9 protein-coding genes are annotated in these 12,176 nt (G+C 70.4%); 2 read left to right on the forward strand and 7 right to left on the reverse strand.

Features of this window, described 5'->3' with window-relative positions; all coding sequences use genetic code 11:
- Positions 1 to 19: 19 nt before the first annotated feature.
- From ABZ484_RS29180 to ABZ484_RS29195, 4 genes are read right to left on the reverse strand one after another with little or no spacing between them, the layout of a single operon-like run.
- Positions 20 to 3,124, reverse strand: coding sequence for an acyltransferase domain-containing protein (locus tag ABZ484_RS29180; RefSeq protein WP_358868915.1), 3,105 nt, complete (start codon positions 3,122 to 3,124; stop codon positions 20 to 22).
- Between the two features lie 55 nt (positions 3,125 to 3,179).
- Complete coding sequence (locus ABZ484_RS29185; RefSeq protein WP_358868916.1) at positions 3,180 to 3,917, reverse strand: alpha/beta fold hydrolase; 738 nt, start codon at positions 3,915 to 3,917, stop codon at positions 3,180 to 3,182.
- Positions 3,914 to 5,164: a cytochrome P450 gene (locus ABZ484_RS29190; protein WP_358868917.1), complete on the reverse strand. Its 1,251-nt coding sequence runs from the start codon at positions 5,162 to 5,164 to the stop codon at positions 3,914 to 3,916. Before ABZ484_RS29190 ends, ABZ484_RS29185 begins: the two co-directional genes overlap by 4 nt.
- Positions 5,161 to 5,628 (reverse strand): phosphopantetheine-binding protein, encoded by a 468-nt coding sequence (locus ABZ484_RS29195; protein WP_358868918.1) that lies wholly within the window; start codon positions 5,626 to 5,628, stop codon positions 5,161 to 5,163. Before ABZ484_RS29195 ends, ABZ484_RS29190 begins: the two co-directional genes overlap by 4 nt.
- A 303-nt stretch (positions 5,629 to 5,931) precedes the next feature.
- Here ABZ484_RS29195 and ABZ484_RS29200 point away from each other — a divergent pair, with 303 nt between their 5' ends.
- Positions 5,932 to 6,765, forward strand: coding sequence for a putative nonproteinogenic amino acid hydroxylase (locus tag ABZ484_RS29200; RefSeq protein WP_358868919.1), 834 nt, complete (start codon positions 5,932 to 5,934; stop codon positions 6,763 to 6,765).
- Positions 6,766 to 6,973: 208 nt separating this feature from the next.
- Here ABZ484_RS29200 and ABZ484_RS29205 read toward each other — a convergent pair whose 3' ends face one another.
- Positions 6,974 to 7,900, reverse strand: coding sequence for a phytanoyl-CoA dioxygenase family protein (locus ABZ484_RS29205; protein ID WP_358868920.1), 927 nt, complete (start codon positions 7,898 to 7,900; stop codon positions 6,974 to 6,976).
- A gap of 652 nt (positions 7,901 to 8,552) precedes the next feature.
- On the opposite strand from ABZ484_RS29205, the gene ABZ484_RS29210 reads away from it, so the two are divergent.
- The gene (locus ABZ484_RS29210) at positions 8,553 to 9,905 is read left to right on the forward strand and encodes a PLP-dependent aminotransferase family protein (protein ID WP_358868921.1); all 1,353 of its coding nucleotides are present in this window, start codon (positions 8,553 to 8,555) and stop codon (positions 9,903 to 9,905) included.
- A gap of 70 nt (positions 9,906 to 9,975) precedes the next feature.
- Here the strand turns inward: ABZ484_RS29210 and ABZ484_RS29215 are convergent, their stop codons facing one another.
- On the reverse strand, positions 9,976 to 11,208 hold the full coding sequence (locus ABZ484_RS29215) for a cytochrome P450 (RefSeq protein WP_358868922.1): 1,233 nt from the start codon (positions 11,206 to 11,208) through the stop codon (positions 9,976 to 9,978).
- A 142-nt stretch (positions 11,209 to 11,350) separates the two neighbouring features.
- The gene (locus ABZ484_RS29220; protein WP_358868923.1) at positions 11,351 to 12,112 is read right to left on the reverse strand and encodes an ABC transporter permease; all 762 of its coding nucleotides are present in this window, start codon (positions 12,110 to 12,112) and stop codon (positions 11,351 to 11,353) included.
- Between the last annotated feature and the right edge of the window lie 64 nt (positions 12,113 to 12,176).

The raw sequence follows: 12,176 nt of genomic DNA on the forward strand, positions 1-12,176 counted from the left end.
GCTCGGAAAACGGGTGTGGCTATACGTATCCGCGGTCGATCAAGGCGTAGAGATCGTCGTCGCTGCGGTCTTCCAGGCTCGTTTCCTCCACCGCTTCCGGGGCGGCGGGCGCCGTGGGCTCGTCGAGGAGGGAGAAGAGGTGGAGCGCGAGCCTGTGCGGAGTGGGGTAGGTGAACGCGACGGTGGCCGGGAGCCGGATCCCGGCCACCGCGCCCAGCCGGTTGCGCAGTTCCACCGCCATCGAGGAGTCGAAGCCCAGGGCCTTGAAGGTCTCGGTGGACCGCGCCTCGAGATCGGTGCCGGTCAGGCCCGCGCCCTTCGCGCCCAGCAGCGCCGCGGTCTCGGCGCACACGAGCGCGCGGACCGCGGACGGCGAGCCCAGGTCCGCCGTCCCGGTGTGCGCGCCCGGTCCGTCCGCCCCGGCGGGGCCGTCCGCGGCACCGGCGCCGGCGGGCGCCGTCAGCCAGTACCGCCGCCGCTGGAACGGGTAGGTCGGCAGGCCGATCCGGCGCGGCCGGCCGGCGGGCAACACCGTCCGCCAGTTCACCGGGACCCCGCGCACATGCAGCTCGGCCAGCGACGCCAGGACCTTGCCCAGGCTCCCGTCGTGCTTGCTCAGGGTGCCCACCACCGTCGGCGGGCTCGCCAGTGTGTCGGCGGTCTCCTCCATCGCCACCTGGAGCACGGGATGCGGGCTGACCTCCACGAACACGCCGCCGCGAGCGCGCATCAGGTGCTCGACGACCTCGCCGAAACGCACCGTGGAGCGCAGGTTGTCGTACCAGTAGGAGGCGTCGAGCGCACGGGTGTCGAGCGGGCCCGCGGTGACCGTGGAGTGGAACTCCACCGCCGTCCGCCGCGGCGCGATCCCCGCGGCGGCCTCCAGCACCCGGTCACGGATGCGTTCGACCTGGTGGGAGTGGGACGCGTACTCGATCCTGACCCGGCGCACCCGGACACCGTCGCCGGCCGCCGTCGCGGCGAACTCCTCCAGCGCCGGGAGGTCTCCGGAGATCACCACGGAGGCTGGCCCGTTGACCGCGGCCACGGACAGCCGCCCGGGCCACCGGGCCAGCCGGTCCTCGACCCAGGCCAGGGGCGCGGCCACCGCGTTCATCCCGCCCCGCGCGGCCAGAGCGGTCAGGGCCCGGCTGCGCAGGGCGACGACCCGCGCGGCGTCCTCGAGGGAGAGCGCGCCCGACACGCAGGCCGCGGCGATCTCCCCCTGCGAGTGGCCCACCACGGCGTCGGGGACCACGCCCAGCGACCGCCACAGCCGCGCCAGGGACACCATCATCGCGAACAGCGCGGGCTGGACCACGGCGTCCCCGCGCTCCAGCGACGGCGCCGGTTTCGCACCGGTCACCAGGTCCACCAGCGACCAGTCCAGCCACGGCGCCAGAGCGCGCGCACACGCGTCGACCGACCGGGCGAACACCGTCGACTCCGCGTACAGCTGCCTGCCCATGCCCAGCCACTGCGATCCCTGGCCGGGGAACACGAAGACGACCGGGCCCGCCGGGTCCGTGGCCGCGCCGCGCACCGCCCGCGCCGCGTGACCTCCCGCCGCCACCAGGCCGAGGCCGGCCAGCCCCTCCTCACGGTCGTCGGCGAGGACCACCGCCCGGTGCTCGAACGACGACCGCGTCGTCACCAGCGCATGCCCCACGTCGGTCGCGGACAGGGCCGCGTCGGCGGCCACGAACTCCCGCAGCCGGGCCGCCTGCTCCCGCAGGGCCTGTTCCGAGTGTGCCGACAGCACCCACGGCACCGGCCCCGAGGCGGCGGCGCGGCCCCCGTCCTCGTCCGCGGCAGGGGGTTGGGCCGGCGCCTCGGGGGCCTGCTCGAGGATGACGTGCGCGTTGGTGCCGCCCATTCCGATCGACGACACCCCCGCCCGCCGCGGCCTGCCCGGCTCGCTCGGCCAGGGCCGTGCGGTCCTCAGGACGTCGAAGTCCTCCTCAAGGTCCGGGATGGCGGGGTTGGCGGAGCGGAAGTTCGGATTCGGGACCAGGTGGGCGCGGTCCAGGCAGAGCGCCGCCTTCACGAAGCCGACGATCCCCGCGGCCGGCTCCAGGTGCCCGACATTCGCCTTCACCGAGCCGATCGCCAGGGCGCGGCTGCGGCCGGTCTCCCGGAACACCTGGCGCAGGCCGGAGATCTCGGCCGGGTCGCCGAGCCGTGTGCCGGTGCCGTGCGCCTCGACGTAGTCGACGCTGTCGAACGGGACGGCCGCGCGCCTGAGGGCGGTCAGCACGGCTGCCGCCTGCCCGGTCGGGCTGGGGTCCGGCATCCGGGATGACGCGCCGCCGCTGCCGATGCCCCAGCCGCGCACCACCGCGTAGATGTGGTCGCCGTCGGCGACGGCCAGGTCGAGCCGCTTCAGCAGGACGAACGCCCCGCCCTCTCCCCGGATGAAGCCGTTGGCCCGTTCGTCGAAGGGGAAGCAGCGGCCGTCGGGCGACAGGGCGCCCAGGTTCGCCAGGCCGCTGCCCGCCTCCGGATCGACGATCAGGTGCACGCCGCCGGCGAGCGCCATGTCGACCGCGCCGCCGCGTATGCGTTCGCACGTCAGCGCCAGCGACACCAGGGAGGAGGACTGGCCCGAGTCCGCGCTGAAGCTCATGCCGCGCACGTCGAACAGGGCCGAGATCCGGTTCGCGATCAGCGCACCGCTGGAGCCGAGCGCGGCGTAGTGGTCGTCCCGGTCGCTGCCGGACAGCCTGCGCAGCAGTTCGTACCCGGAGGGCGCGGCGCCGACCACGACGTCGATCTCGCGGCCCGCGAGCGCGGTCGCCGGGATGCGCGCGTCCTCCACGGCCTCCCAGGCGAGCTCGAGTCCCAGCCGCTGCACGGGGTCCATGGCGGCCGCCTCCGCCGGAGGGGTTCCGAAGAACTCCGCGTCGAACCCGTCGACGGAGTCGAAGAACGACCCCGCGTTCAAGGTGGCGGCGTCAGGGTGGGACAGGTGCTGCGTGTTCGCGTCGGCCGCCCGGTGCCCGGGGAACGTCGCGACGGTGGACCTCCCGTCGAGCAGCAGGCGCCAGAACCCGGCCAGGTCGTGCACACCGGGAAAGCGGCACGACATCCCGATGACGGCAATATCGGTGGCTGCGCCACTCATACGCGTTCCTTCCGGTTCCCTCGGTGCACGGCCGGCACGGGCGGCCGTAGCGCGCTCACAGCCAACGGGTCAGCAGCTTCTGCAGCTCGTCCGGCGCGTCCATGAAGTCGTAGTGGCCGCCGTCGACCACCCGGAACTCGACCGAGTGCGCGTAGCGGCGCCATCCCTGGAGGTCGCCGAGGCTCACGTCCGGGTCGTCCCGCCAGTGCAGTACGACGATGGGGCAGTCCACCTGGACGGGCTCCCGGCGCCGGTACGCGGCCGCGGCCGCGTGGTCACGCAGCAGCACCATGAGGCCCATGTCGACCATGTCCGGCCGCGGCTCGATCCCGCGGCTGCGGACGAACGACTCCACCTCGGCGCGCAGTTCGGGCTCGGTCATGCTGAGCATCCGGTCGCGCGAGGCGTCGTGCGGGGCCGGCTGGCCCGACACGAACAGGCAGTCCGGTGTGGGCAGGCCGAGTTCGGCGAGTCTGAGCACGGTCTCGTACGCGGGCAGCGCGCCCGCGCAGTGCGCGAAGAACGCGAACGGCCGGTCGAGCAGCGGCGTCAGGGCTTCGACCAGGGCGGCGGCGAGCTTCTCGTAGGTGCCGTAGTGCGGATGCGCCAGCCGGTTCTCGCGGCCGGGGAACTGCACGGGGCAGACCTCGATGTCGTCGAGCGCGGCCGGCCAGGCGCTGAAGGCCGAAGCCCCGGAGCCGGAGAAGGGGAAGCAGAAGATCCGGGCGGGGGAGTCGGTGGACGGCGGCCGGACGACCCACGGTGACAGGGCGGTGGTGGAACCGGGTGTCATGGCGTCTTTCGTTTCTGCGCGACGATGGGGAGGTGGGTCATCCCGGCGATGAAGTACGACCGCAGGTGCTGCGGTTCGCCGGCCAGTTCGATCGATCCGAACCGCTGGAGCAGTTCCTCGAAGAAGACGCGCAGGGTCAGCCGGGCCAGCGGCGCACCGATGCAGAAGTGCGGTCCGAACCCGAACGCGACATGGCGCTTGGCGTTGCTCCGCGTGATGTCGAACGTGTGCGGATCGGGGAACCGGGACTCGTCCCGGTTGGCCGAACCGATCCACGCGACGACCGCCCCGCGGGCCGGGACGGTGCCCCCGCCGATGTGGACGTCGTCGACCGCGTACCGCATGAAGTTGCAGGCGGCCGAGGTCCAGCGCAGCCCCTCCTCGACCAGGTTCGGGATCAGCGTCGGGTCCGCCTGCGCCTTCTCGAACTGCTCGGGCCGCTCGATGAGGGCGTGCACGGTGCCCGCGACGGTGTGCGGTGTGGTCACGTTGGCGCCGAGGAGGATGCTGTAGCCGTCGAGGGCGATCTCCTCGTCGGTCAGCGGCGCGCCGCCGGGACGGACGCTCATGAGGTGGTGGAGCAGGCTGTCGTCCTCGCCTCCGCTCGCCCGCCGCGTCCTGACCCACTCCTTGACGTAGGTGACGAGCTCGTGGTGGGCGATGGCCAGGGTCGCCGCTTCGTTGCCGAGCCGGAAGTGCGGGTCCGAGGGGGCGGTCACCATCGCGGTCAGCTGGACGAGTTCCTCCCAGTCCTTCTCCGGGATGCCGAGGAGAGGGCCGGTGACCATCGCCGGGAGGAGCAGCGCCCGTTCGGCCAGGTCGAAGGTGTCGCCCTCGAGCGCCGGCTCCAGGAAGCGCCGGATCGTCCCGCGGATCTTGTCCTCCCAGGACCTCACCGCCCGCGCCGTGAGCCTGGAGCCGAGCGGGCGGCGGACCTCGGTGTGCCGCGGCGGGTCGGTGGACGTCATCAGCACGCCCGCCGCGGGGTCGTCCTGCCCGAGGTGGGTGGGTACCGTGCCGCGCTCCGAGGTGAACTCGCGGTGGTCGCCGAGCACACGGCAGACGTCCTCGTGGCGGGTCACCGACCAGAACTCCCGGCCGTCCGGGAGGACCTGGTGGTGCAGGGGCGCCTTGGCCCGCATCACGTCCCAGACCGGGTGCGGATCGCCCGAGGTGTACAGGTCCAGGTCGAACAGGTCGACACGGTCGAGGTCGACGTCGCGCGCGGGACCCGGCGTCAGCCTCACGTGCCCGCCCTCCCCCGCTCGATCAGCTCGGCGACCCGGGCTGGGGTCTGGGCCAGGTAGAAGTCCCGGACGGACAGCTGGACGCCGTAGTCCTGCGCCACCCGTTCGATGATCTTGATTCCGGCCAGTGAATTGCCGCCGAGCACGAAGAAGTCGTCCTCCGCCCGGACCTCGGCACAGTCGAGGTATTCCTCCCACAGTGCCGAGACTTCCTTCACGAGCGATTCCGGCGCGCCCGAGGATGCGGCTTGCGGTTCTGACGTCTCGTCCTGTCCACCTCGCCGGTGGATCACCTGCGGCGACGATTCCATGGCCAGCCTTTTCCTTCCTCTGTCGAAACGGGAACGCCCGCCCACGCCATTGCCGTCTCGGAAAGAACGTCTGGGTGTTCGCGATCCGGCTCCGATGTCCGCGACCGCCGTCCCGGAATTGATCACGTAGTCGATACGCGCCTTCGGGGCCATCGCGACGCCAACGTAGATGGCCGGGGAAACCCCGTGCAAGAGATGACAGTGCGGACACCGCGCCGGGCACCGCTTGTCCTGCCGACAGGACAGTGATGAGCTCTTCGGTTCCTGCCCTGACCCGGTGCCGGACAGCGGCCGGCGACGTCGGTGGCGCCGGAAATTCTCTCTGTGGACGGCCGCGCTCTCCATGCGCGGCCGTCTCGTTGCCTTCCGTATCCGCGAAGAATTATGGTGACGACCGGGTGGAACGCCCAGCAGCTTCCGGGTGCGTCAAACAATCATGTGTTGGAGGGGATTCCCTTGCTCAAGTCGGAACGGCTTGCGGTGCTGCCCATCGACTCGTACGACCTGGATTCCGAATTGGCCGTCGTGGACAGCCACGAGTACGACGGCAAATATGACGCCTTCACCTTCGGGTCCTGGTCGTCCCATGTACTGGCCAACGGCAGCGGCGCCGATTCCGACACCGCCTTCCGCCCGCACGAGGGAAGTCTGACCCTCACCGAACTCGGCAAGCAGCTGCCGAACATCATGTCCCTGGTGACCGAGCACTTTCCCGTGGACCGGTTGCAGTGGGTGCGCATCTTCAGCCTTCGTGACGGAATCATCGCCCCGCACGTGGACTTTCTCGAATGGGCCAAGCCCGGCACCAGGGTGCAGGTTCCGCTGCGCACCAGCGAGGAGTCCCTCCACTCCGAGAACGGCACCGTCTATCACATCCGTCGCGGTGAGGTGTGGCGGATCCACTCGACCGACCCGCACTCCGCGCGCAGCACGGCCGAGGCCGCCCGGCTCTCGCTCTGTCTCGACTTCTCGGACGCCGAGGAGCCCCTCGCGATCCGCGGCGACATTCCCGCGACCGAGCCGATCCGCGTCGTCGAACGGCCCGAGCCGACCGAGGCGGAACTCGAGGAACTCATCGGCTCCGGGAACCTGACGCCGGCGACCATGCGGTCGGACTTCCGCCGCTTCGCCGAACTGCACTTCGAGCGGCGCGCGCACGCCACCGCGGCGTTCGACTGGTACGTGGAGGCCGCGCGGCGTACCGGGGACGAGGACATGGTCGCCAAGGCCGAGGCCTACCGCACGTACTGCATCGAGAAGCGGGGCGACGGCGAGGTGTTCGACTGGTGAGGGGCCGCGGCCTGCCACGAGGCCAGGGCTCACCGGCACGGTGAGCCCTGGCCTCGTGGCTGCCGGAGCCGGGTGGCGGCCTTGGGCCCTGCATGGTGTCCACCGTCCTCGAAGGCCCCCGGCAGCGGTGCTCCTGTGCAGCGGTGCTCCTGTGCGGCCGGGGGCCCACCGCGTGTGAGCGGTGGGCCCCCGGCCGGTGCGGCTGCGGTCAGCTCTTCGCGGTGCCCGCGCGCAGACGGTCGATCATGTGCCGGGTCGTCTCGATCGGGCTCTCCGTGGGAAGGTCCCGGGAACGCGCCGGCAGCGCCGCGTTGAGCGTGGCCACCTTCGCGTCCCACTCCTCCTGCCCGGCGAAGGGGATCGTCTCGCCCTCCTGGTAGGCGGGGAACGGACGGTAGCTGTTCAGGCCGGTGGTGTCGGTCCCGCGGACGAGCAGCGGGTCGAGGTAGATCCCATCGCTGTGGATCCGTGTGGTCGTCGAGATGTAGCCCATGTCGAGACCGCACCGCCGCTTGGCGGAGGTGTTCGGCTCCGAGTAGTGCAGCAGATGCGGGTGGTGGATCGAGACGTCGCCCGGCTGGAGCTCGATGTCCACGACTCCGCGCTTGTCCACCCACTCCCGCACCAGGTCCTCGTCGGAGGCGGAGAACAGCATGTTGTCCGTGTCCGTGCGGAGCGACGGCTTGTGCAGCGGCAGTTCGTGACTGCCGGGGATCATCCGCAGGCAGCCGTTCTCCGTGGTGCTCTCGTCGACGGCCAGCCAGACCGTCAGCGCCTCCATGGGGCTGAGCGTCCAGTACGCGCCGTCCTGGTGCCACAGCACGGGCTGTCCGTCGTACGGGGGCTTGCATATGTAGTGGGCAGTGAAGCACGCCAGATTTGGGCCGAGGAAGAACTCCGCGATGTCCACCAGACGGGGGTCCGAGACCAGGCGCGCCCAGAAGGCGTCATTGCGGATCAGCGGGTGGTGGAAGTGCTCGGGACGCAGATCCGGATACTTTCTGGTGAGCCAGTCGACGTGGTCGCACACCTCCTCCAGGAGTTCCCGTGGCACGACATTTCGGATGATGGAGAAGCCCTGTTCGGCGTATTCCGCCGCGGCTTTCTCCAGCACGCCGTCGCCAAGTGTGGTCATGCGTCAGCTCCTTCTCAGGTGTCGGGTACCACGTGCCGCGCGGAGCGAGTGCGTGGAGCCGCCACGACGTACCGTCTGCCGGCTCCCGGAGTTCGGCCCCGTACATGGAGAGGCGGTCGAACCGGAGTGCCGACGCGGCATCGCCTGATGTGCAGCCGCTTTTCGGCCGGGTCGGACGCTCACGGTCCGGTTTCTTCGCCCGGCGTACACGATTCCAGTGGCTCGTGGGGGGTGTACGGATCGACGCTCGTGCCCGACGACGATCCGCCGGGCCGCGTGACACCGGCCGGTCGCGGCGGCAAGCCCCGGGCTTTCTCGCCATTCTTTCAGTAGTCCCATACTTTGTCCGCTGCCCAGGAGGGTGTCAACGTCCCAAGCGCCTCGAGGCATTCTGCCGAGGGGGCCGCGTCCTCGGCCCGCGCCGGCACGACAAAAAAGGGCTGTCCCGCCGACGGGACAGTGTGGGGCGCATTTCGGACGCTTTGCTGCCGGCCGTTTCCACGGCTCGCCGCCGTCCATTCCGGACCGTTGCCGAACAGCGGAAATTCAACCGGTTCTGCAGCCGTTTTCTTCCAGGCCTCGAGGGGCGGGCCGTACATTGACCGACACCAGCTCAGGGCCGAGTTGTCCGGCGGATGAGGATGACGTGAATATGTCCATACAACCAGGGCCGATCCGGTTGAGTGTCACCGACCTGCACGAGTCGGTCGACGATCCCGCACTCACCTCCATGACGCTGCTCAACGAGCTCGCGGGAAGGTACCCGGAGGCCGTCTCGTTCTCGGCGGGCCGGCCGTTCGAAGGCTTCTACGACGTCGAGGACCTGTCACGTCACCTCAGGACGTTCCGAAGCCATCTCGAGGACGAGAAGGGCCTCTCCGCGGAGCAGGTGCGGCGCACCTTCTTCCAGTACGGGCGCACCAAGGGGTTCATCCACGAGCTCATCGCGCGCCAGCTGGAGATCGACGAGGGTTTCACCGTCGACCCGGAGAGCATCGTGGTGACCACCGGCTGCCAGGAGGCGATGGTGCTCCTGCTGCGTGCGCTCGTCCGGGACACGCGCGACGTCATCCTGGCCGCCACGCCCAACTATGTGGGGTTCATCGGTGCGGCGCGGGTGGCCGGCGCCCCCCTGCGCTGCGTCCGGGAGCACGAAGGCGGCATCGATCTGGAGGATCTGGAGCGGCAGATTGGGGCGGCCAGGCGCGAGGGACTTCGGCCACGCGCCTGTTACGTCGTCCCGGACTTCGCCAACCCCAGTGGCGCCAGCATGTCCCTGGCGGACCGGATCGCCCTGCTCGAACTGGCGCGACGGGAGCAGATCCTCGTCATCGAGGACAACCCCTACACCCTCTTCCGTTCCGGTGGTTCCCCGCTGCCCATGCTCAAGGCCCTGGACGAGCAGCACCAGGTGATCCACCTCGGATCCTTCGCGAAGTCCGCCTTCGCCGGTGCCCGCGTGGGCTACGTCATCGCGGACCAGCCCGTGACCCCGGCGGGAGCCTCCTGCGCGGACCCCGTGCTCCTGGCCGACCACCTCGCCAAGCTGAAGAGCATGGTGACGCTCAACACCTCGACCGTCGCCCAGGCGGTCATCGGCGGATACCTCATCGAGAACGGGTGCAGTCTCAAGCGCGCCACCGCTCGCGAGGCCGAGGTCTACCGCCGGAACCTGGCCGCCATGCTGGACGGTCTGAGGTCCGTCTTCGCACCCGTGCCGGGCCTGCCGCAGGACGTCTCGTGGAACACGCCGCAGGGCGGGATGTTCGTCGTCGTCACTCTGCCGTTCCCGGCGGACGACGACATGCTCGAGTACTCGGCCTCCAGGTTCGGCGTCCTGTGGACCCCCATGCACCACTTCTACGGGGGCACCGCCGGATTCCACCAGGCCCGGCTCTCCTTCAGCGTGCTCACTCCCGAGCAGATCGCCCTGGGCGTCGAGCGGCTGGGCGAACTCGTCCAGGACCAGCGCGTCAAGCAGCTCGTCGAGGTCGCCCACGCGTGAGGCGACCGCGGCCGCGCACCGACCGCCGGCCGGTGCGCCGGGACGACCACTCCCGGCGCACCGGCCGTCCTCACAGACGCACCGGAAGCGCGTTGAGGAGCCGGGCGCCGCCGGGAGTGGCTTCGGTGTACCTCAGCGCGTCACGGCTCACGGCGATCTCCAGGCTGTCGCGCTGGATCAGCAGGTGATCGAGGGCGATCCGGGCCTCGAGGTCCGCGAGCGCAGCGCCGGGGCAGTAGTGCGGGCCCGCGCCGTAGGAGAGGTGGCCCTGCCCGCGCTTCAGCACGCGCTCCACGTCGCACCGCTCGGGCTCGGGGAAGACACGCGGGTCGTAGTTGGCGGACAGATAGGAGCCCGTCAGGGCGTCGCCCTTGCGGATCGGGACGCCGGCGAACTCCATGTCCTCGGTCGCGTACCGGGGTCCGGCGGTCGGTACGGGGTTCGCGACCCGCATCAACTCGCTGACGGCGTGCGGCAGGGCTTCCGGCCTGGCGCGCAGCAGAGCCAGCTGGTCCGGATGGTCGAAGAGGGCGAGCACCGCGTTCGGGATGAAGTGCGACGTGGAGTGGTGGCCGTTGTTCACCACCAGGAGCACCATCGAGACGATCTCGTCCTCGCTGAGCCGGTCACCGTTCTCGTCGCTCGTCTGCACGAGCGTGGAGATCATGTCCTGCGCGGGTTCGGCCCGGCGTCGCGCGATGAGCTTCTTGATGTGGTCGACCATGGCCCGGCCGCTCGCGGCGAGGTCGGCGTCGGGTGCGGTGTACTCGTTCATCCACTTGCGCACCTGCGGCTGGTCGGCCTCGTCGATGCCGATGAGTTCGCAGATGACGGTGCCGGTCAGCGGTGAGGAGTAGTCCTCGATGAGGTCGCCGGATCCCTTCGCGGCCAGGGCGTCGAGGAGGCGGGCGGAGATCTCCTCGATGCGGGGCCGCAGCGCCTTGATGCGCCGGACGGAGAACGCCGGCGTCACGAGGCGGCGCTGCCGGGCGTGCTCCTTGCCGTCCTTGAGCATCATGTTGGCCGCGACGTAGGGCACGAACTCGTCCGGCAGGTCCAGCGCGGCGACCATCTGGTCCGCGATGCCGGGCCCCTGGTGGCCGGGCACGTTGCTGTAGTCCACGACGAGCCGCGGGTCGCTCAGCGCGGCCTTGACGTCTTCGTTCCGCGTGATCAGCCAGACCGGCGGCCCACCGGGGAAGCCGATGCGGACGAGGGGGGACTGCTCCCGCAGGCGCGCGTAGGCGCCGATGGGGTCGTCCGTGAATTCGGGGTTCGTCAGGCTGACGAACGGCTCAGCCATAATCGGCGTCTCCTTGACCGATTCTCGTCGAACGGGTGGCGGGTTCCGTTCTCTTCCGACGGGAAGAGGGCATGGCTCCGCCTCGGCGACACGGAGTTCGCCGAGGCGGCTCGGGGCGGACCGGCCGGTCCGCCCGTCCGGGTCAGGCTCGCTTCTTGAACGTCGAGAGCGCCCACACGTACCCGAGGACGGCGAACCCGACGCACCAGGCGAGGGCCGCGATGGCGTGGCCGCCGGACACATGGCCCGCCAGCAGTCCGCGCAGCGTCTCGATGATGGGGGTGAAGGGCTGGTACTCGGCGAACTGCTTCACGCCGGCGCCCATGGTGTCCGCGGGCACGAACGCGCTGCTCAGGAACGGCAGCATGATCAGCGGCACGGTGGCCAGGCCCGCCGACTCCGTGGTCTTCGCGGCCAGGCCCATGGCGACGGTGAGCCAGCTGGCCCCGACCGCGAGCAGCACGAAGAGACCGAGCACGCCGAGCCAGTCGAGGGCGCTCGCGTCCGGGTCGAACCCCATCGCGAAGGCCACCCCGATGATGGCCGCGCAGGCCACCAGGCAGCGCACCGTGGTGACGACGACGTGTCCGGTCAGCATGGCTCCGCGCGAGACGTCCATGGTCTTGAACCGGTTGATGATGCCCTTCGTCATGTCGTCGTTCACGGCCGTCGCGGTGGCACCGAGGCCGTAGCTGACGGCCATCACGAGCAGACCCGGCGTCGCGTAGTCGATGTAGTGCTCACCGACGCTGAAGGCGCCGCCGAACACCTTGACGAACATCAGCATGATGACGATCGGGAACAGCACCGCGTTGAACACCGTGGTCGGGTTCCGCAGGGTGTGTTTGACGTTGCGGCGCAGCATGATGGCCGAATCGGCGAACGCCGTCGAGGCGGTACTCATCGCGCGATGGCCTCCTTCTTGTCCTCGTTCTCGTTCTCGTCCTCGTTCACGGGCTCGCTCGTGT

The organism is Streptomyces sp. NPDC006393 (genome assembly GCF_040628575.1).
Taxonomy (GTDB): Bacteria; Actinomycetota; Actinomycetes; order Streptomycetales; family Streptomycetaceae; genus Streptomyces.

Coding starts and splice junctions, on each gene's coding strand:
- ABZ484_RS29195 (WP_358868918.1), bottom strand. CDS start 5,628: ATGGCCCCGAAGGCGCGTATCGACTACGTGATCAATTCCGGGACGGCG.
- ABZ484_RS29215 (WP_358868922.1), bottom strand. CDS start 11,208: ATGGCTGAGCCGTTCGTCAGCCTGACGAACCCCGAATTCACGGACGAC.
- ABZ484_RS29220 (WP_358868923.1), bottom strand. CDS start 12,112: ATGAGTACCGCCTCGACGGCGTTCGCCGATTCGGCCATCATGCTGCGC.
- ABZ484_RS29185 (WP_358868916.1), bottom strand. CDS start 3,917: ATGACACCCGGTTCCACCACCGCCCTGTCACCGTGGGTCGTCCGGCCG.
- ABZ484_RS29180 (WP_358868915.1), bottom strand. CDS start 3,124: ATGAGTGGCGCAGCCACCGATATTGCCGTCATCGGGATGTCGTGCCGC.
- ABZ484_RS29210 (WP_358868921.1), top strand. CDS start 8,553: ATGTCCATACAACCAGGGCCGATCCGGTTGAGTGTCACCGACCTGCAC.
- ABZ484_RS29205 (WP_358868920.1), bottom strand. CDS start 7,900: ATGACCACACTTGGCGACGGCGTGCTGGAGAAAGCCGCGGCGGAATAC.